Consider the following 20,072-nt stretch of genomic DNA (forward strand, 5'->3'; position numbering starts at 1 on the left):
GGCTCATTCCTGAAGAATACGCTGCTTGAACGTGCGAGGGATGGCTTGTACGCCGGGCCGGTAATCCGACTGTTCGATGGCTGCCAGTGCCAGCGCGAGGGCCTTGTCGGCGATCAACTGGTGTTGCTGGGCCATGGCGTTGACCGGCAGCGGCAGGAAGTCCAGCAGCTGGGTGTCGCCGAATGTGCCGAGGCGCAGCGGGCGGTTTTTTAACGGGAAGTCGTGCAGCGCATCGAACACGCCCTGAAGCAGCACATAGGAGGTGGTCACCAGCGCATCGGGCAAATGGCCCAGGCGCAGCAGCAACTCTTCCATCAATTGTTTGCCGCACTCGCGGCTGAAGGATTCGCCTTCTTCGATCAGGACTTCGCCGTTGAACCCGGTGAGGGCCTCTTTGAAGCCCGCGGCACGTTCCCGGCTGATGCTCAGTTCCGGGCGGGCACCGATCAGGGCGATCTGTTTGGGCAACGGCTCCAGCAGGCTGCGGGTCAGTTGCAGGCTGGCCTCGCGGTCGTCGCTGATCACGGAGCAGAAGTGCTCGGGCTCCATGACCCGGTCGATGGCAATGATCGGTATGCCCTTGGCTTGCAACTGGTGATAGCTGTCGTCGCCGGCCGGCAGGCAGCTGGCAACGATCAGCGCGTCGCAGCGCCGGGCGCGGAACAGTTGCAGCAATTGCCGTTCGCTGTCCGGGGCATCGTCGGAACTGGCGATCAGCAACTGATAACCGCGGGCGCGGGCGCCTTGTTCCAGCAATTTGGCGATTCGCGCGTAACTGGGGTTTTCCAGATCCGGCAGAATGAACCCCAACGTGCGCGTGTGTCGGCTGCGCAAGCCGGCGGCCTGTGGATTAGGCGTGAAGCCATGTTGTTCGACGACCGCGCGCACGCGTTCGACGGTGGCGCTGCTGATGCGCTGTTGTTCGGCCTTGCCATTGATGACATAGCTGGCGGTGGTGACGGACACACCGGCCAACTGGGCAATATCACTGAGTTTCAACCCGCTGTTTCCTTGTTTTTTCGAGATTGCCTCGACATTTTCGTCAATCCTAACCGATTAAGGCAGGCGACCATTGTCGCAACGCATCCGACAAGTTGAGCTTCAAGGATGGGACATTATCGAGTAACGTGCCATTCATTATAGATTAAACGTTTCAGCAAGCGTATTTTCTACGTTAAAGGCGCCTTTGGCCGGTTCTGCCGTGAAACCGCCAAAAGTGACGACCAAGCGCCTGAGCTGACTCATTCAAAACAATACCTGGCACCCCAAGGCGCCAAAAAGGAGAACGCATGCTCGAGCTCACTGTAGAGCAGATTTCCATGGGCCAGTCGGCTGTGGATAAGTCCGCAGCGCTGCAATTGCTGGCCCGGCATCTGGTCGCCGACGGCCTGGTTGCCGAGGGGTATCTCGCCGGTTTGCAGGCGCGGGAAGCCCAGGGCTCGACCTTTCTCGGTCAAGGTATTGCCATCCCCCACGGTACCCCCGAAACCCGCGACCTGGTGTTCACAACCGGTGTGCGCCTGATGCAGTTCCCCGATGGCGTGGACTGGGGTGACGGTCATATCGTTTACCTGGCGATCGGTATCGCCGCCAAATCCGATGAGCACTTGCGCCTGTTGCAATTGCTCACCCGCGCCCTTGGCGAGACTGACCTGGGTCAGGCCCTGCGTCGCGCCGGTTCCGCTGAAGCGCTGCTGAAATTGCTGCAAGGTGCGCCGCAGGAGTTGGCGCTGGATGCGCAGATGATCGGCCTCGGTGTGGCGGCTGAGGATTTCGAAGAGTTGGTCTGGCGCGGCGCACGTTTGTTGCGGCAGGCCGACTGCGTGAGCAATGGTTTTTCCGCCGTGCTGCAACAGGTTGAAGCGCTGCCGTTGGGCGATGGCCTGTGGTGGCTGCACAGCGAGCAAACGGTGAAGCGCCCCGGCCTGGCCTTCGTCACCCCGGACAAACCGCTGCGCTATCTCGGCCAGCCACTCAATGGACTGTTCTGCCTGGCCAGCCTCGGTGAGGCCCATCAAGCCCTGCTCGAGCGCCTGTGCGCGTTGTTGATCGAAGGACGTGGCCAGGAATTGGGGCGCGCCACCAGCAGCCGCAAAGTCCTCGAAGTGCTCGGTGGTGAAGTGCCCGCCGACTGGCCAAGCGCGCGCATTGCCTTGGCCAATGCCCACGGTTTGCATGCGCGGCCGGCGAAGATCCTCGCGCAACTGGCGAAAAGTTTTGAGGGTGAAATCCGCGTGCGAATCGTCGACGGCCACGACAGCGCGGTGTCGGTGAAGAGTCTGAGCAAACTGCTCAGCCTCGGCGCCCGTCGCGGGCAGGTCCTGGAATTCATCGCCGAACCGGGCATTGCGGCGGATGCGTTGCCGGCCCTGTTGGCAGCCATCGAAGAAGGCCTCGGTGAAGAAGTCGAGCCGTTGCCGCCAGTCAGCCAGGCACGGGAAGTCGTTGCCGATATGGCCGAAGTGGTCCTCGCCCCGCTATCCGGCAGCGTGGTCCAGGCCATTGCCGCCGCCCCGGGCATCGCCATCGGTCCGGCGCATATTCAAGTGCTGCAAACCATCGATTACCCGTTGCGTGGTGAGTCCGCCGCCATCGAGCGTGAACGTCTCCAGCACGCGCTGGCGCAGGTGCGCCGGGACATCCAGGGATTGATCGAGCGCAGTAAAAGCAAAGCCATTCGCGAAATCTTCATCACCCACCAGGAGATGCTCGACGACCCGGAACTGACCGATGAGGTCGATACGCGTCTCAAGCAGGGCGAAAGCGCGGAGGCTGCGTGGATGGTCGTGATTGAAGCGGCGGCCCGGCAGCAGGAAGCGTTGCAGGATGCCTTGCTCGCCGAGCGCGCTGCCGACTTGCGCGACATTGGTCGTCGGGTTTTGCTGCAACTCAGTGGTATCGAAACTCCGAGCGAACCGGATCAGCCGTACATTCTGGTGATGGACGAGGTCGGCCCGTCCGACGTCGCGCGTCTGGACCCGGCTCGCGTGGCCGGGATTCTCACCGCACGGGGCGGCGCTACGGCGCACAGTGCGATCGTTGCCCGGGCCCTGGGCATTCCGGCATTGGTCGGCGCCGGCTCCGGCGTGTTGCTGCTGGCGTCGGGTACGCCATTGCTGCTCGATGGCCAGCGTGGGCGTCTGCATGTGGACGCAGATGCGGCGACCTTGCAGCGCGCCACGGCCGAGCGCGATACCCGCGAGCAGCGCTTGAAGGCCGCTGCCGAGCAACGCCACCAGCCGGCACTGACCACCGACGGCCATGCCGTCGAAGTGTTCGCCAATATCGGCGAAAGTGCCGGCGTCACCAGTGCGGTGGAGCAGGGCGCCGAAGGCATCGGCCTGTTGCGCACCGAACTGATTTTCATGGCCCACCCGCAAGCGCCCGACGAGGCGACTCAGGAAGCCGAGTACCGCCGCGTTCTCGACGGCTTGGCCGGGCGGCCGCTGGTGGTACGTACCCTCGATGTCGGTGGCGACAAACCGCTGCCGTACTGGCCGATCGCGAAGGAGGAAAACCCGTTCCTCGGCGTGCGCGGCATTCGCCTGACCTTGCAGCGCCCGCAGATCATGGAAGCTCAATTGCGCGCCTTGCTGCGGGCCGCCGACAACCGTCCGCTGCGGATCATGTTCCCGATGGTCGGCAGCGTTGATGAATGGCGCCAGGCCCGTGACATGACCGAACGTCTGCGCCAGGAAATCCCGGTTGCCGACCTGCAACTGGGGATCATGATCGAAGTGCCGTCGGCGGCCTTGCTGGCGCCGGTGCTGGCCAAGGAGGTCGACTTTTTCAGCGTCGGTACCAACGACCTGACCCAATACACGCTTGCCATCGACCGTGGCCATCCGACGCTGTCGGCCCAGGCCGATGGCTTGCACCCGGCGGTGCTGCAACTGATCGACATCACCGTGCGCGCGGCCCATGCCCATGGCAAATGGGTCGGCGTGTGCGGCGAGCTGGCGGCCGACCCACTGGCGGTGCCGGTGCTGGTCGGCCTCGGGGTGGATGAGCTTAGTGTCGGCGCGCGCAGTATTGCCGAGGTCAAGGCGCGGATTCGCGAACTGGGCTTCACTCAGACTCAAACCCTTGCCCGACAGGCCTTGGCCGTGGGCAGCGCGAATGAAGTGCGCGCACTCGTGGAGGCCCTGTAATGGCACGGATTCTCACCCTGACCCTCAACCCGGCACTGGACCTGACCGTCCAGTTGCCGTGCCTTGAAGCCGGCCAGGTCAATCGCAGCGATGTCATGCACACCCACGCCGCCGGTAAAGGCGTGAACGTGGCGCAAGTGCTGGCCGACCTCGGGCATCAGCTGACTGTCAGTGGCTTTCTTGGCGAAGACAATCCGCAGGCGTTTGAAACGCTGTTCGCCAAACGCGGTTTTGTCGACGCTTTCATCCGCGTTCCCGGGGAAACCCGCAGCAACATCAAACTGGCGGAAAGCGACGGCCGCATTACCGACATCAACGGGCCGGGGCCGCAGGTCAGCGAAGCGGCGCAGCAGGCCTTGATGGATCGACTGGAGCAGATTGCCCCGGGGCACGATGCGGTGGTGGTCGCCGGGAGCTTGCCGTTGGGCGTCAACGCGCAGTGGTTGCAGGCGCTGATTGTGCGCTTGAAGACGCTGGGCCTGAACGTTGCACTCGACACCAGCGGCGAGGCGTTGCGTGCAGCGCTCAAAGCGGGACCCTGGCTGATCAAACCCAACGCCGAAGAGCTGGCCGAGGTGCTGGACTGCGAGGTCGTGTCGGTCACTGCCCAGGCCGTAGCGGCGGAGCGCTTGCACGCTCAGGGCATCGAGCATGTGGTGATTTCCCACGGCGCCGAAGGCGTGAACTGGTTCAGTGTCGGCTCGGCGCTGCATGCCACGCCACCCAGGGTCAGCGTCGCCAGCACGGTGGGCGCGGGTGATTCATTGCTGGCGGGGATGCTTCACGGTTTGCTCAGTGCCGATACGCCGGAGCAAACCTTGCGCACCGCCACGGCGATTGCCGCGATGGCAGTGACCCAGATCGGATTCGGTATTGGCGATGCAGCGCAACTGGCGCAGCTCGAACAGGGTGTGCGCGTGCGTCCCCTGACAGAACAATAAGAGGGTTTGTCATGAAGTTAGCCATCGTTACGGCCTGCCCGAACGGCATGGTCACCAGTGTGCTGTGCGCCCGGCTGCTCGACGCCGCGGCCCAGCGTCAGGGCTGGAGCACCAGTGTCGAAATCAGTGATGCCGCACATCCCGAAAAGCAATTGTCGGCGGCCACCCTCGACGCGGCCGAGTGGGTGCTGCTGGTGACCAGCGCGCCCGTGGACATGGCGCGGTTTGTTGGCAAGCGAGTGTTCCAGAGCACCCCGGCCCAGGCCCTGCAAGACGTGGAAGTCGTGCTGCGACGTGGTGCCCGGGAAGCACAGGTTTACGCTGCTACCGAAGCGATCATCGAGCCAGTGGCAGTGGCCCAACACGCGCCGCGACTGGTGGCCGTCACCGCATGCCCGACGGGCGTCGCTCACACGTTCATGGCCGCCGAGGCTTTGCAGCAAGCGGCCAATCGCCTGGGTTATGACCTGCAAGTGGAAACCCAGGGCTCGGTCGGTGCACGCAATCCACTGAGCGCAGCGGCGATTGCCGAGGCCGATGTGGTGCTGCTGGCGGCCGATATCGAAGTCGCCACCGAGCGTTTCGCCGGCAAGAAAATCTATCGCTGTGGCACCGGTATTGCCCTCAAGCAAGCCGAAGCAACCTTGAAAAAAGCCTTGGCCGAAGGCCAGCAGGAAAGCGCATCAAGCGCTGCCAATACAACGGTCAAACAGGAGAAGACGGGCGTCTATAAACACCTGTTGACCGGCGTGTCGTTCATGTTGCCGATGGTGGTCGCCGGTGGCCTGATGATCGCCTTGTCGTTCGTGTTCGGCATCACCGCTTTCAAGGAAGAGGGCACGCTGGCGGCAGCGTTGATGCAGATCGGCGGTGACACTGCGTTCAAGCTGATGGTGCCGCTGCTGGCAGGCTACATCGCCTATTCCATCGCCGACCGTCCCGGCCTCGCGCCGGGGATGATCGGCGGATTGCTGGCGAGCACCTTGGGCGCGGGTTTCATCGGCGGGATCATCGCCGGTTTCCTCGCCGGTTATGCGGCCAGGGCGATCAATAAATATGCGCGGTTACCCCAGAGCCTTGAGGCGCTGAAACCGATCCTGATCATTCCGTTGCTGGCGAGTTTGTTCACCGGTCTGGTGATGATCTACGTGGTTGGCAAACCGGTGGCCGGGATGCTTGCCGGCCTCACGCATTTCCTCGACAGCATGGGCACCACCAACGCGATCCTGCTTGGTGTGCTGCTGGGCGGCATGATGTGCGTCGACCTCGGCGGGCCGATCAATAAAGCGGCCTATGCCTTCTCGGTCGGTTTGCTGGCCTCGCAGAGTTACGCGCCGATGGCGGCGACCATGGCCGCCGGCATGGTGCCGCCGATTGGCCTGGGCATCGCCACGTTCATTGCCCGGCGCAAGTTTGCGCAGACTGAACGCGAAGCCGGTAAAGCGGCGCTGGTGCTGGGGCTGTGCTTCATCTCCGAAGGGGCGATTCCGTTTGCCGCGAAAGATCCGTTGCGGGTGATTCCAGCGAGCATCGCCGGCGGTGCGCTGACCGGTGCGTTGTCGATGTATTTCGGCTGTAAATTGATGGCGCCCCACGGAGGTTTGTTCGTACTGGCGATCCCGAATGCGATCAACCATGCGCTGTTGTATCTGCTGGCGATTGTCGCGGGGAGTCTGTTGACGGCGGTGGTGTATGCGCTGGTCAAGCGGTCGGAGACTGTGGAGTTGGCGCTGGAGCCGGCCAAGGCGTAGATCAGAAGATCGCAGCCTTCGGCAGCTCCTACAGAGGCAGATTGTGAACACCTGTAGGAGCTGCCGCAGGCTGCGATCTTTTCTCTGTCACAGGGAGAACAGCATGAGCGATTTCAACCTCGGGCGCCGTCGTGTCGTGCAAGCGGTCGGCGCCGGGCTGTTGTTGCCGGGGCTGGCGCCGGCGGTGATCGCTTCGGTCAAGGATCGGCCGCGACTCACCGACGGCGTGCAGTCCGGCGACCTGCTGGGTGACCGGGCGATCATCTGGAGCCGCTGCGACCGCCCCGCACGGATGGTGGTGGAGTGGGACACCCGCAGCCTGTTTCCCGACCCTCGTCGATTCGTCTCGCCCCTGGCCGATGCGCGCACCGATTTTACCGCCCGGATCGAACTCACCGGGCTGCCCGCCGACCAGGCGATTTTCTACCGAGTGCAGTTCGAAGACGCCCAGAGCGGCGTTGCCAGTGAACCCTGGTTCGGTCACTTGCGCAGCGTGCCGCAGACCCGGCGCGACATCCGGTTTGTCTGGAGTGGCGACACGGCCGGCCAGGGCTTCGGTATCAACCCGGACATTGGCGGCATGCGCATCTACGAGGCGATGCGCCGGCGCCTGCCGGACTTCTTTATCCACAGCGGCGATACCATTTACGCCGACAACCCGATCCCGGCGCAGCTCGGCACGGAAGGCGGCCGGGTGTGGCGCAACATCACCACCGAGGCCAAGAGCAAGGTCGCCGAGACCCTCGATGAGTATCGCGGCAATTACCGCTACAACCTGATGGACGAAAACATTCGCCGTTTCAATGCCGAGGTCCCGCAGATCTGGCAGTGGGACGACCACGAAGTGATGAACAACTGGTCACCGGGGAAAAAGCCGGATGCACGATACCAGGGCAAAGATATCCACAGCCTGGTGGACCGCGCACGTCAGGCCTGGCTCGAATACGCGCCGATGCGCTTGCAGAGCGCCGATGGCGGCGGGCGGATCTATCGCAAGCTCGGTTACGGGCCGCAGCTGGATGTGTTCGTGCTGGACATGCGCAGTTATCGCGGGGCCAACGACAACAACCTTGGCGAAGCCAGGCCGTTTCTCGGGCGTGAGCAACTGGACTGGCTCAAGCGCGAAATGCAGGCCTCGAAGGCGCAATGGAAAGTCATCGCCGCTGACATGTCCATCGGCCTTGGCGCGCCTGATGGTGAAGTGAGTCCCGGTGTCACGCGGTGGGAAGCGGTGGCCAACGGCGACCCCGGCCCGGCCCAGGGGCGCGAACTGGAAATCGCCGAATTGCTCGGTTTCCTGCGGGCGCGACAGGTGCGCAACTTTCTGTTTGTGACGGCGGATGTGCATTACTGCGCGGCCCATCATTACCACCCGGATCGGGCGGCGTTCCAGGACTTTGAACCGTTCTGGGAGTTCGTGGCCGGGCCGTTGAATGCGGGCAGTTTCGGGCCCGACTCGCTGGATAAGACCTTTGGCCCTGAAGTGGTATTCGAGAAGGCCTCCCCGGTGCATAACGCCTCGCCGTTTGCTGGATTTCAGTTTTTTGGCGAGGTGAATATCGATGGGCAGAGTGGGGAGTTGAGTGTGGTGTTGCGCGATCTGGATGGGGTGTCGGTGTTTGAGCAGAAGTTGCAGCCAGCCTGATCGCTGGACACAAAGCCCCCTGTGGGAGCGAGCCTGCTCGCGAAGGCGTTGCGTCAGTCGAGATCATCTTCGCTGACACTCCGCCTTCGCGAGCAGGCTCGCTCCCACATGGATTGCGGGGGCTCAGTACACGTCGCGGCGGTAGCGGCCCTGTTCGATCAGGCGCTCCACTTCGGCGGCGCCCAGCACCTCGTTGAGCACCTGGTCCACGCCTGAAGCCATGCCTTGAAGGCTGCCGCAGATGTAGATCACCGCACCGTCCGCCAGCCACTGCTTCAGTTTGGCCGCCGATTCGCGCAGGCGATCCTGTACGTAGATCTTTTCGGCCTGATCACGTGAAAACGCCAGGTCCAGTCGCGCCAGGTCGCCATTGATCAGCCACTCCTCCAGCTCATCACGGCACAGGTAGTCGTGCTCGCGATTGCGCTCGCCAAACAGCAGCCAGTGACGTTGCTGGCCGTCGGCAATCCGTGCCTTGAGCAGGCTGCGCAACCCGGCCAACCCCGTGCCATTGCCCAGCAGGATCATCGGCACCGGTTGGGCCGGCAGATGGAAACCACTGTTGCGCCGCACGCGCAGGCTGATGGAACTGCCCACAGGGGCGTGTTCGGTCAACCAGCCGGAACCGACACCGAGGTTGCCATCGGCATGCACTTCCTGGCGCACGATCAGTTCCAGCACGCCATCGGCCGGGATCGACGCAATGGAGTACTCGCGCATGGCCAACGGCACGAGGGCCTCTGCCAGCGCCTGCGCGTGCAGGCCGACCAGATGGGCGCGGTTCTGCGGCAACTGGCGGCTGGCCAGGGCCTGTTCGAGGGTTTCCTGCAGGCCGTTGAGCTGCACCTTGGTCTCGCCGTGAATCCCCAGGCCGTCGAGGAAGTGCTCGATGGCCCACGGGCAATTGCGCGGCAAGACTTCCACCAGGTCACCGGCCAGCCAGCTGTTGGTGGTGGGTGGCTTGAGCCCCAGCAAGTACACCGGGGAACCACTGCTGTCCGGGTTGAGCAACTCGCGATGGGTCAGGGTCCAGTTGTCGTAGCTGGGCGCTTGCCAGGTGTCGACGGGCGCGTGGCCGGTCAGCAGGCCCAGTTGCTGTTGCCAGTGGCGCAAGGCGTAAGGATCGCCGCTGTCGACTTCCACCGGGGCGAACAAGGTCGTGCCGCCGTGTTCGCCGAGCCAGGTGTGCAGGCGTTTGGCGAATCCGCAGAAGTGTTGATATTGCCGGTCGCCGAGGCCGAGGACGGCATAGTTCAGGCGCTCCAGGCTCGGCGTGCGGCCCAGTACCTTGCGTTCGAAACCCCTGGCGTTGTCTGGTGCTTCGCCATCACCGAAGGTACTGACGACGAACAGTGCGTTGTTCGAGTCCTGCAAATCCCGTTCGCTGACGTCCGCCAGCGGCTGCACCTTCACTGGCAGGCCCGCAGCCTGCAATTGCCCGGCGGTCTGCCAGGCCAGTTGTTCGGCGAACCCGCTCTGGCTGGCGAAACCGATTAGCCAGGCCGGCGCGTCATCAGCTGGTGTTACGAGACCTTGGCGAGCGTCCTTGATCTGGCGTTTTTTGCGGCGACGATCCAGGTACAGCAACCAGCCGGTAACGAAGAACAGCGGCATGCTCAGCGCAGTGAGGGTCAGGAGGATGCGCCCGACGATGCCGAAGTAACTGCCGACGTGCAGTGCATAGATGCTGGTCAGCAGTTGCGCCTTGAGGCTCTTGTCGCTGTAGCGGTCAACGCGCTTGACCACGCCGGTTGCCGGGTCGAGGGTGATCTGGTTCAGCGCCCGGTCGTGGGGCGAGGTTTTCAGCAGGAAATAAACGGTCGCCGGCTGGCCGGCCACTGGCGGCATGCGCACGTTATAGGAACTGAGTTGCGGGCCGGCCGCGCTGTAGATGCTGCTCCACATCGCCGCGTAATCGGCCGTCGGTGCCGGACCTTGCGGCGCAGGGCCACGTCCGCCGCGAACGCGTTCGTTCTGCGGTGAGTCGGAGAGCAACCGGGTCAGGCCCTTGTTGTACCACTCGTAGGACCAGGACAACCCGGTCAGCGCTGCCAGGAGGTAAAACACCAGGCACCAGGTGCCGGCCACCGAGTGCAGGTCCCAGTTGAAGCTGCGCCCCTTTTTCTTCCAGTCCAGGGTCAGCCAGGCGCGCCAGCTTCTCCATTGGCGAGGCCAGCGCAGGTACAGGCCGGACAGGCAGAAGAACACCAGGATCAAGGTGCACGCGCCGGTGATCTGCCGACCCGTGTCGCCCATGGCGAGGAAGCGGTGCAGTTGCAGCATCAGGCCGAAGAAGTCCTGGCCGGCGGCGTCGCCGAGGAACTCGGCGGTGTACGGATCGAAGTAGCGCATCTCGCCACGGCGCTCACCCGGCGGCGGGGTGAACCACACTTTGGCGGCGTTGCCGCTGTCGGTTTCCACGGTGAGCATCGAGACCTTTTTGCCCGACGCGGCTTCGATGTGCTCCACCAGTTCGGCAGGCGGCAGCACCCCGGCGACCTGTTTTTCGACCTGCAACACCGAAGGGTTGAGTGTGCTCAGGATTTCATCCTGAAACGACACCATCGCCCCGGTGATGCCCATCAGGGCCAGGACCAGCCCGGCGCTGATGCCGAAAAACCAGTGCAACTGGAACAGGGTTTTCTTCAACACGTCGCTCGCCTTGTTCGTTCAAATTGATTCAGCACGGCGCGCATTATGCCGTGGGGTTGTCGAGAAGCATTCTTTTTTACGCACAAAGGCCCCGTTCATGTGAATGAACGGGGCCGGGTCTGATTTCGCTTTCACCCTCTCCTGTGGGAGCGAGCTTGCTCGCGATAGCGGTGTGTCAGCCAACATAAATGTTGAATGTGGCGCCGTCATCGCGAGCAAGCTCGCTCCCACAGGGATTGCAGTGTGAGTGGCAATCAGAAGTGGAAGTTGGTGCTCAGCAACGCGGTGCGACCGGCCGCCTGGTTGGCGAAGTGAGTCGAGAACGCCTTGTCGTAGTAGGTTTCGTCGGTCAGGTTCTGCACGTTCAGCTGCAGGTCGACGTTTTTGCTCAGCTTGTAGGCTGCCATCGCGTCGTAACGAACGTAGGAGTCAACCATGGTGGTGTTGGCGGCACTGCCGAACACATCATCGACATAAAACGCGCCACCGCCGATGGTCAGCCTTGGCGCGACCTGATAGGTCGTCCACAGGCTGGCGCTGTTTTTCGGCGTGTTAGGCAGCTCGTTGCCATCGTTGGCTTTGTTTGCCGGCAGGTCGCCGCCATCGACTTGCTCGCTGTCCATGTAGGCGTAGCCGGCGAAGACCTGCCATTTATCGGTGAGCTTGCCGCTGGCCGACAGTTCGATACCTTGAACGCGGGTTTTGCCGACGTTTTCGTAGGTGGTGGTGTTGGTCTGCACGCGAGCGTTGTCTTTCTCGGTGCGGAAGATATCGGCGGTCACGGACAGACGATTGTTCAACAGGTCCCACTTGGTACCGATTTCGTAGTTCTTGGTGGTTTCCGGCTCCATGTCGCTTTTCAGCAGGTTGCCGTTGCGATCCGGCGTGCCGCCCAGCGGGTTGCCGTCCATGCCTTCACCAAGGGTATTGCCCGGTGGAGTGGCGGACGTCGCGTAGGACGCATAGATGCTCCCGTTTTCAGCAGGTTTGTACACCACACCGAACTGACCGGTAATGAATTCGCTGGTGTCATCGCCCTTGGAGGTGGTCACGCTGGAACCGTTGAAGGTCTTGTAGTCGGTGTCGAAATGGTCGTAGCGCAGGCCCATGTTCACCAGCCATTGCTCGGACAACGTCAGGGTGTCGAACACATACAGTGCGTAGGTGTTGGCCTTGGTGTCGGTGCCGGCGTAGTTGCGCGAGATGGCGCCGCTCCACGGATCATTCTGATTCGGGTTGGACAGCGAGGTGCAGTTGTAGCCGCTTGGCGCGCCGATCAGGGCCGGCGAGCAGTTGGTGGTCGCTGCTGCCGTTCCCGGGGTGGTGTCCGTGTTGACGTTGTACGAGGACTTTTCATTTTCCTCGTGGGTGTATTCGACACCGGTGGAGAAGCTGTTCTTGAACCCGGCGATGTAGACATCGCCAAACAGGTCGGTCTGGTTGGTGGTGGTCTCGGTGTTGCTCACGCGGGTGTTCGCCCGGCGCCAGACGCTGCCATTGTTGACGTTGCCTTTACTGTCATCCGGCTGGGTCAGGATGTAATCCTGCATGCTGGTGCCGTGACGCAGGGTGTTCTTGATGGTCAGCGCGTCGCTCAGGTCGTGCTCGATGGCGAAGGTCGCCGTATCGACACGGGTCTTGCGGAAGTCGCGGTCGTTCAGACCATACCAGTTGCTGCTGTTGCCTCCGTCATCCGGCTTGTCCGGGTTGGCCTTGGTGCGGGCTGCAGAGCCACCGACCGGGATGGAGTACGGAATTCCCGAGTCCGGTGTGTCGTTGCTTTCGAGATGGTAGTAGTCGAGGTTGACGCGAGTATCGGTACCCAGACCGAAGGCCAGGGACGGGGCAACACCCCAACGGTCGTAGTCGATGCTCTGACGACCGGCGACATTGCTCTCGTGGCTCAGCAGGTTCAGACGGCCAGCGGCGGTGTCGGTGAACTGGTAGTTGCCGTCGAAGGTGTAGCGCTGGGTCTGGTCGGAACCCCAGGTGAAACCACCGTCGAGCGAATCGCCCAGGTGCGCTTTCTTGCTGACCAGGTTGATGCTGCCGCCCGCTGCGCCACGGCCTCCGATCGCGGAGTTCGGGCCTTTGCTGACTTCAATCGATTCAACGGCGAAGATCTCGCGGCTCTGGGAACCGGTATCGCGCACGCCGTCCAGATAGGTGTCGCCCTGGGCGTCGAAGCCGCGGATGAACGGACGGTCGCCTTGCGGGTTGCCGCCTTCACCGGCACCGAAGGTGATGCCTGGAACAGTGCGCAGCGCGTCCTGCAGGTTGAGCGAGCCGGTGTCTTTCAAGACTTGTTGCGGAACAACGGTCACCGAGCGCGGCGTGTCGATCAGCGGCGCGGTGTACTTGGGCGAGGAGGCTTTCTCTACGTTGTAGGTTGTCTCGTCCTGGGCTTCGCCGGTGATGGCGGTGGCGCCCAGCGAAATCACATTGTCCGGTGCTTTTTCGTCGGTTTTTTCCGCCGCGAAAACCATGTGGCCCGCAGAGCCGGCAGTAATCGCCATGCCGATGGCCGATGCGAGCAGACGTGGTGAACTGACCGGTACTTGTGGTTGTTGACGCGACATTTGAATTCCCCTCCCCAAGGATTTGAGGCCGCGGAATATAGGGTAAATAGGTATTCGTAACAATTGCGAAACATTACTATTCGCACTGAATTTACAATCTTTACAATTTAACCTTACGGTTTCTGCTGACTCATTCGTCAGATGTGTTTTACACGGGCAATAAGAATCAATACCATTGGCGCCCCTTTGTATTCAGGTGTCTTGTCATGCTGCTGCACATTCCAGGCCTGTTCGAGAAAGACGAGGTGCAGCGCATTCGCGAGGCTCTGGAACAGGCCGATTGGGCCGATGGCAAGATCACCGCCGGCTTCCAGTCGGCCAAGGCCAAGCACAATCTGCAACTGCCTGAAGGGCACCCGTTGGCCAAGGAGATCGGCGCGGCGATGCTGGAGCGGCTGTGGAAAAATCCGCTGTTCATGTCGGCTGCACTACCGCACAAAGTCTTTCCTCCATTGGTGAACTGTTACACCGCCGGTGGCAGTTTCGATTTCCATATCGACAACGCGGTGCGTCAGCCCAAAGGCAGCATCGAGCGGGTACGTACGGATTTGTCCGCCACGCTGTTCTTCAGCGAGCCCGAGGATTACGACGGCGGCGAGCTGGAAATCCAGGACACCTTCGGCACCCAGCGAGTAAAACTGCCTGCCGGCGACATGGTGCTGTACCCGGGCACCAGTCTGCACAAGGTCAACGCAGTGACGCGCGGAACGCGACTCGCCTCGTTTTTCTGGACGCAAAGCCTGGTGCGCGAAGACAGTCAGCGCGCCCTGTTGTTCGAGATGGACGGGGCCATCCAGCAACTGACCCGCGATGTCCCTGATCATCCATCGCTGATCCGCCTGACCGGTACCTATCACAATCTGTTGCGTCGCTGGGTCGAGGTGTAAGTGGCGGACTTCCGTTTACGCCGCGAGGAAATGCTCGACGGCGAACGCCTGCGCTCCATGCTCGACGAAAGTCCGGCCCGCGCCGCACAGGCCATCCTGATCGCCGCACGTGAAGGCGAAGTCGAGGCCCAGGCTTTGCTCGGGCAGATTCTGCTCGACGGCCAGGGAATCGCGCAGGACCAGCCGCTGGCGTTGCGCTGGTTTGGTATCGCCGCGCGCCAGGGGCACCTGATGTCACGCAATATGCTCGGCCGTTGTCATGAACATGGCTGGGGTTGTGTTGCCGATGCCTCGCTTGCTGCACGGCATTATCGAGTCGCGGCGCAGGCCGGACTGGATTGGGCGATGTACAACTACGCCAACCTGCTGGCGACCGGGCGGGGGTTAAACAAGGATCCAGCGCTGGCGTTCAGCTTCTATCAGCGCGCAGCACACTTGGGTCATGCCAAGTCAATGAACCTGTTGGGTCGATACCTGGAAGAAGGGCGGGTGTGTCCCATGGATTTGCGCGCCGCCCGCGACTGGTATCGACGTTCGGCCGAGGGTGGGGATTTTCGCGGGCAGTTCAGCTTTGCAGCGGTCTTGACCGACGAAGGGAATATCGAGGATGCGTTGGTCTGGCTACGCAAGGCGTTGGCCGGTGGCAACCTGAATTTTCTGCGAGTGGCGAGTCAGGCGCTGATGGGCGCGACCGATCCGAGGATTCAGGCGCTGGCCAACGAATTCCATCATCGAGTCGTCGAATTAACCCCGGTCTCTTAAGTCTTTGTGGGAGCGAGCTTGCTCGCGATGACGTCATGACATTCAACATCAATGTTGACTGACCTGTCGCCATCGCGAGCAAGCTCGCTCCCACAGGGATTTGCGCAAACAAAAAAGCCCATGACATGTCATGGGCTTTTTGTTTTCTACGCAGTATTTACACGTAGAACGATTTCAGCGGCGGGAAGCCATTGAACTCGACGGCGCTGTAACTGGTGGTGTACGCACCGGTCGACAGCCAGTACAGGCGATCACCGATGGCCAGGTTCAGCGGCAGGCCGTACTTGTAGTTTTCGTACATGATGTCGGCGCTGTCGCAGGTAGGGCCGGCGATGACCACTTCTTCCATCTCACCTTTCTTCTCGGTCCAGATCGGGAACTTGATGGCTTCGTCCATGGTTTCGATCAGGCCGGAGAACTTGCCCACATCCGTGTACACCCAACGCTCTACCGCGGTACGGGATTTGCGTGCGACCAGCACCACTTCGCTGACCAGGATGCCGGCGTTGGCGATCAGCGAACGACCCGGTTCCAGGATGATTTCCGGCAGGTCATCACCGAAGTCTTCCTTGAGGAAGCGGATGATTTCTTCCGCGTAGGTTTCCAGGCTGTTGGTGCGGGTGATGTAGTTGGCCGGGAAGCCGCCGCCCATGTTGATCAGCTTCAGGTGAATGCCGTCTTCTTCTTTCAGGCGCTCGAAGATCACTTTGACCTTGGCGATCGCCGCGTCCCAAACGCTGATGTCGCGCTGCTGCGAACCGACGTGGAACGAGATGCCGTACGGCACCAGGCCCAGGTCGCGAGCGAGGATCAACAGGTCCATGGCCATGTCGGTCTGGCAGCCGAATTTGCGCGACAACGGCCAGTCGGCGGTGGTCGAGCCTTCGGTCAGGATGCGCACGTAGACTTTCGAACCCGGGGCGGCCTTGGCGATGTTGCGCAAGTCGGCTTCGGAATCGGTGGCGAACAGGCGCACGCCCTTCTCGTAGAAGTAGCGGATGTCCTTGGATTTCTTGATGGTGTTGCCGTAGCTGATGTGGTCAGCGCTGACGCCACGGCTCAGCACTTTGTCCAGCTCGTAGATCGAGGCGATGTCGAAGCTCGAGCCTTTCTCTTTGAGCAGGTCAATGATTTCGACGGCCGGGTTGGCCTTGACCGCGTAGTAGACCTTGGCGAATTCGAAACCGGCGCGCAGGTCGTCGTAGGCCTGGGCGATCATCGCGGTGTCGATCACCACGAACGGGGTTTCCTGTTTGTCGGCGAACGCCTTCATTTTCTGAAAGGTTTCACGCGCGAAATAGTCTTCGACCTGGATCGACATGCTGGGAACTCCTACTGGCAAACTAAAATTATCAATGGGTGCAAATGAACGTCCTCCGTATCCCCACTTTGGTTCGCCTACTTCCCAAGGCATGTCGCCGAAAGCAAAAAGGCCATGGGAAGTGCAGCTTTCCCTTGGCCTTGCTGTCTCGTCGTCAGTACTTGAGCCGGATGGATCGTTTCCAGCATGGACGTTCGGCGCGAACTTTAGGGCGTGAGGGGCTTGAGATCAACAAAAAATGTCGCGTTTTTGCACTCTTCTGACGCGCGTTGCGGGCATCACTCTTTGTAACCGACTCAGATGACAGTCGGATGTTCCCGAAGAATTGCGAAGTGTTAAAAATACCTGCACGTTCGATGCTTTTGTGCGCTAAGTCACTAGGAAGTGCGATGGCGACAATATGGGCGACGTTGGCGGCGAAAAGGTAGGCTGAGAGGGGATTTGACTATTCCGGAGCGTGTTTCCATATAGCTTTTGCAGACGCTACTGTTGATATTTTTTTCCGGCCTGCGAATCACTGGAAAATCGCACAGAACCTGTGGGAGCGAGCTTGCTCGCGATGACATTTTCACAGCCGGCATCGTAGTTGCCTGAAATGGCGCCATCGCGAGCAAGCTCGCTCCCACAGGTTTTGTATTTTTACCGAGCAAGCTGTCAGGCGACTACTGCCTCGGCCGGCGAGACGATATTGGTTTTCATCCCCCGCGAACGTCCCGAACTCAGGTAGGCCGCAATCGACTCCTGCGTCACCTCACCCAAAAACACCCGCTCGGCATCCATCACCGGCAACCAAGAACGATTGAATTCGTACATGCGCGACAGCAGGATGCGCAAATGCTCGTCGTACGCCGCCGTGGCGTTGAATTCGCGTTGGTACTGCGCGCAGGTGCCGGTCTGACGGTGCAGGTCGCGGCGTCGTACATAACCCAGGGCTTTATTCTCGGCACAAGTGACCACCACGTAGCGACGGTCATGTTCGTCCATCAATTCCAGCGCCTCGGCCACCGGGGTTTGCGGGCTGACTGAGGGCGCGTTGTCCGCCGCGTCTTCGGCTTTCACCAGCAGCAGGCGTTTCAGCGTGCTGTCCTGGCCAACGAAGTTGCTGACAAACTCATCCGCCGGGTGCGCGAGCAAGGTGTCCGGGTGATCGATCTGCAAGAGCTTGCCGGCGCGGAAGATCGCGATCTTGTCGCCGAGCTTGATCGCCTCGTCGATGTCATGGCTGACCATGATCACGGTCTTGTTCAGCGCCCGCTGCATTTCGAAGAACTCGTTCTGGATCATCTCGCGGTTGATCGGGTCGACCGCGCCGAACGGTTCGTCCATCAACAGCAATGGCGCATCTGCCGCCAGGGCGCGAATCACGCCGATCCGTTGTTGCTGGCCACCGGACAACTCCCGTGGATAGCGATGCAAGTACTGCTTGGGTTCGAGCTTGATCATGCTCATCAACTCGCGGGCGCGGTCGTGGCATTTCTGTTTGTCCCAGCCGAGCAGTTTCGGCACGACCACGATGTTCTCTTCGATGGTCATGTTCGGGAACAGGCCGATCTGCTGGATCACGTAGCCGATGTTGCGACGCAGCGTCACTTCGTCGAGGCCGGTGGTGTCTTCGCCGTTGATCAGGATCTTGCCCGAGGTGGGTTTGATCAGGCGGTTGATCATTTTCAGCGTGGTGCTTTTGCCGCAACCCGATGGCCCGAGGAACACGCAGATTTCGCCTTCATTGACGGTCAGGCTCACCGAATCCACGGCTTTCACGTCCTTGCCGTTGCTTTGGAAGGTCTTGCTGAGGTTTTGAAGTTCGATCATTTGAGCAGTCCTTTTGGAGTCAGCGAGCGTTGCAGTACCTGCAGGATCAGGTCGGCGATGATGGCCAGCACACTGACCAGCACGGCGCCGACGATCAGCATCGACATGTCGCTGCGGCTGATGGAAGCGAGGATGAGTACACCGAGGCCACCGGCACCGATGGTGGCGGCGATGGTCATGACGCCGATGTTCATGACCACGGCGGTGCGTACGCCGGCAAGGATCACCGGCACGGCGATGGGCAGCTCAACCATGCGCAGGCGCTGGCCGAACGTCATGCCGATGCCGCGCGCCGCTTCGCGGATGCCCGGCTCGACGCTGGTCAGGGCCAGGTAGGTGTTACGCATGATCGGCAGCAGTGAATAGAGAAACACTGCGGTGATCGCCGGCATCGGGCCGAGGCCCTGGCCGAATTTGGAGTAGAAGGGCAGCAACAGGCCGAACAGGGCAATCGACGGCACCGTCAGCAGCACCGTGGCACTGGCCTGCAAAGGCCCGGCGAGACTCGGGAAGCGCGTCATCAGGATGCCCAGTGGCACGCCGACCAGAATCGCCAGGGTCACGGCGATGCCGACCAGCGTGATGTGTTGCCTGGTCAGATGCATCACCTGCTGCCAGTCGAGATGGGAAAAGGCGTTCAAGAATTCCATGACTTCTCCTTCTCAGTTCAATGGATGCTGGCGCAGGAAATCGGCGGCCACGGTTGAAGGGCTCTGGTGATCGACATCCACCCGCGCGTTGAGCTCGCGCATGGTGTTGTCGTCGAACAGTTCCGCCAGTGGCTTGAGCTGTGCGGCCAGTTGCGGATGCGCATCGAGGCAGGCCTGACGCACCACGGGCGCGGCGGTGTAGTCGGGGAAGTAGTGCTTGTCGTCTTCCAGCAATTTCAGCTTGAAGGCATTGAGGCGACCATCAGTGGTGTAGACCAGGCCGGCAAACACCTGGCCATTGCGCAGCGCGGTATAGACCAGCCCCGCATCCATCTGCCGGATGCTGTTGCGGGTCAGGTTCATGTCGTACAGCTGCACCATGCCTTTGAGCCCGTCCGAGCGGTTGGCGAACTCGGTATCCAGTGCCACCAGATTGTTGGTCTTGGCCTCCTTGCGCAGCACCCTGTTCAGCTCACTGATGGTGTTGATCTGCGGGTATTGGTCAGCGACATTTTTCGGCAGGGCAAGGGCATAGGTGTTGCTGAATTTCGACGGAGTGAGCCAGACCAGGCCTTTTTGTGCGTCGAGTTCTTTCACCCGCGCGTAGGACTGTTCGCTGTCGAGTTTTTCGGTGACATGGTTGTAGGCCACCAGCGACACACCGGTGTATTCCCAGAGCATGTCCAGTTGACCGCTTTCGTGGGCGCTGCGGGCGAGGTTGCTGCCGAGACCTCCGGTCACTTGCACGTCGTAACCCTTGGTGCGCAGGTATTGCGCGGTGATTTCCGCCAGCAGGGTCTGTTCGGTGAATACTCGGGCGCCGATGCGAATCAACGGTTTTTCCGCGGCCTGGGCAAATCCTGCGCACAGCAGAATGCAGCCTAGTAAAAAGCTTGTTGTTTTCATGAGAGTTCCTTTGCC

The 20,072-nt window shown here is 61.4% G+C and carries 13 protein-coding genes; 6 read left to right on the plus strand and 7 right to left on the minus strand.

What is annotated here, in order from left to right; genetic code table 11:
• Window positions 1-3 precede the first annotated feature (3 nt).
• On the minus strand, window positions 4-999 hold the full coding sequence (gene cra / locus AC3WJW_RS09620; protein ID WP_218501056.1) for a catabolite repressor/activator: 996 nt from the start codon (window positions 997-999) through the stop codon (window positions 4-6).
• Window positions 1,000-1,289: 290 nt separating this feature from the next.
• Between cra and ptsP the strand changes: the two genes are divergently transcribed.
• The 4 genes from ptsP (at window position 1,290) to AC3WJW_RS09640 (ending at window position 8,488) form a co-directional block, all read left to right on the plus strand.
• Window positions 1,290-4,151 (plus strand): phosphoenolpyruvate--protein phosphotransferase, encoded by a 2,862-nt coding sequence (gene ptsP, locus AC3WJW_RS09625; RefSeq protein ID WP_493725848.1) that lies wholly within the window; start codon window positions 1,290-1,292, stop codon window positions 4,149-4,151.
• Window positions 4,151-5,092: a 1-phosphofructokinase gene (pfkB, locus tag AC3WJW_RS09630; RefSeq protein ID WP_493725849.1), complete on the plus strand. Its 942-nt coding sequence runs from the start codon at window positions 4,151-4,153 to the stop codon at window positions 5,090-5,092. The genes ptsP and pfkB overlap by 1 nt, the downstream gene beginning before the upstream one ends.
• An 11-nt stretch (window positions 5,093-5,103) precedes the next feature.
• Window positions 5,104-6,843, plus strand: a complete 1,740-nt coding sequence (locus tag AC3WJW_RS09635) for a PTS fructose-like transporter subunit IIB (RefSeq protein ID WP_493725850.1) — start codon at window positions 5,104-5,106, stop codon at window positions 6,841-6,843.
• Between the two features lie 103 nt (window positions 6,844-6,946).
• Window positions 6,947-8,488 carry an alkaline phosphatase D family protein gene (locus AC3WJW_RS09640; protein ID WP_493725851.1) on the plus strand — a complete coding sequence of 514 codons (1,542 nt, stop codon included), beginning with the start codon at window positions 6,947-6,949 and terminating at the stop codon, window positions 8,486-8,488.
• A 123-nt stretch (window positions 8,489-8,611) separates the two neighbouring features.
• Here AC3WJW_RS09640 and AC3WJW_RS09645 read toward each other — a convergent pair whose 3' ends face one another.
• Window positions 8,612-11,140 (minus strand): PepSY domain-containing protein, encoded by a 2,529-nt coding sequence (locus AC3WJW_RS09645; RefSeq protein ID WP_493725852.1) that lies wholly within the window; start codon window positions 11,138-11,140, stop codon window positions 8,612-8,614.
• Between the two features lie 254 nt (window positions 11,141-11,394).
• Window positions 11,395-13,719, minus strand: coding sequence for a TonB-dependent receptor (locus AC3WJW_RS09650; protein WP_493725853.1), 2,325 nt, complete (start codon window positions 13,717-13,719; stop codon window positions 11,395-11,397).
• Window positions 13,720-13,925: 206 nt separating this feature from the next.
• Between AC3WJW_RS09650 and AC3WJW_RS09655 the strand changes: the two genes are divergently transcribed.
• A complete protein-coding gene (locus AC3WJW_RS09655) occupies window positions 13,926-14,606 on the plus strand; it encodes a Fe2+-dependent dioxygenase (RefSeq protein WP_007973074.1) in 681 nt (226 codons plus the stop codon).
• Window positions 14,607-15,368: a tetratricopeptide repeat protein gene (locus AC3WJW_RS09660; protein WP_493725854.1), complete on the plus strand. Its 762-nt coding sequence runs from the start codon at window positions 14,607-14,609 to the stop codon at window positions 15,366-15,368.
• A gap of 157 nt (window positions 15,369-15,525) precedes the next feature.
• Here the strand turns inward: AC3WJW_RS09660 and AC3WJW_RS09665 are convergent, their stop codons facing one another.
• From AC3WJW_RS09665 to AC3WJW_RS09680, 4 genes are all read right to left on the minus strand, one after another.
• Complete coding sequence (locus AC3WJW_RS09665) at window positions 15,526-16,689, minus strand: type III PLP-dependent enzyme (RefSeq protein WP_007973066.1); 1,164 nt, start codon at window positions 16,687-16,689, stop codon at window positions 15,526-15,528.
• A gap of 654 nt (window positions 16,690-17,343) precedes the next feature.
• Entirely contained in the window at window positions 17,344-18,501 is a 1,158-nt protein-coding gene (locus AC3WJW_RS09670) for an osmoprotectant ABC transporter ATP-binding protein OsmV (protein ID WP_102698854.1), read from the minus strand.
• On the minus strand, window positions 18,498-19,151 hold the full coding sequence (locus AC3WJW_RS09675; RefSeq protein WP_493725855.1) for an ABC transporter permease: 654 nt from the start codon (window positions 19,149-19,151) through the stop codon (window positions 18,498-18,500). Before AC3WJW_RS09675 ends, AC3WJW_RS09670 begins: the two co-directional genes overlap by 4 nt.
• Window positions 19,152-19,163: 12 nt before the next feature.
• Window positions 19,164-20,057 (minus strand): glycine betaine ABC transporter substrate-binding protein, encoded by an 894-nt coding sequence (locus AC3WJW_RS09680; protein WP_493725856.1) that lies wholly within the window; start codon window positions 20,055-20,057, stop codon window positions 19,164-19,166.
• Window positions 20,058-20,072 lie beyond the last annotated feature (15 nt).

This window comes from Pseudomonas sp. GW821-FHT07G06, from assembly GCF_058986625.1.

What these genes read in the sequence shown, in the direction of transcription:
- ptsP (WP_493725848.1), top strand. Translation starts at nt 1,290, where the DNA reads ATGCTCGAGCTCACTGTAGAGCAGATTTCCATGGGCCAGTCGGCTGTG.
- AC3WJW_RS09640 (WP_493725851.1), top strand. Translation starts at nt 6,947, where the DNA reads ATGAGCGATTTCAACCTCGGGCGCCGTCGTGTCGTGCAAGCGGTCGGC.
- AC3WJW_RS09675 (WP_493725855.1), bottom strand. Translation starts at nt 19,151, where the DNA reads ATGGAATTCTTGAACGCCTTTTCCCATCTCGACTGGCAGCAGGTGATG.
- AC3WJW_RS09655 (WP_007973074.1), top strand. Translation starts at nt 13,926, where the DNA reads ATGCTGCTGCACATTCCAGGCCTGTTCGAGAAAGACGAGGTGCAGCGC.
- AC3WJW_RS09670 (WP_102698854.1), bottom strand. Translation starts at nt 18,501, where the DNA reads ATGATCGAACTTCAAAACCTCAGCAAGACCTTCCAAAGCAACGGCAAG.
- pfkB (WP_493725849.1), top strand. Translation starts at nt 4,151, where the DNA reads ATGGCACGGATTCTCACCCTGACCCTCAACCCGGCACTGGACCTGACC.
- AC3WJW_RS09650 (WP_493725853.1), bottom strand. Translation starts at nt 13,719, where the DNA reads ATGTCGCGTCAACAACCACAAGTACCGGTCAGTTCACCACGTCTGCTC.
- AC3WJW_RS09635 (WP_493725850.1), top strand. Translation starts at nt 5,104, where the DNA reads ATGAAGTTAGCCATCGTTACGGCCTGCCCGAACGGCATGGTCACCAGT.
- AC3WJW_RS09680 (WP_493725856.1), bottom strand. Translation starts at nt 20,057, where the DNA reads ATGAAAACAACAAGCTTTTTACTAGGCTGCATTCTGCTGTGCGCAGGA.
- AC3WJW_RS09665 (WP_007973066.1), bottom strand. Translation starts at nt 16,689, where the DNA reads ATGTCGATCCAGGTCGAAGACTATTTCGCGCGTGAAACCTTTCAGAAA.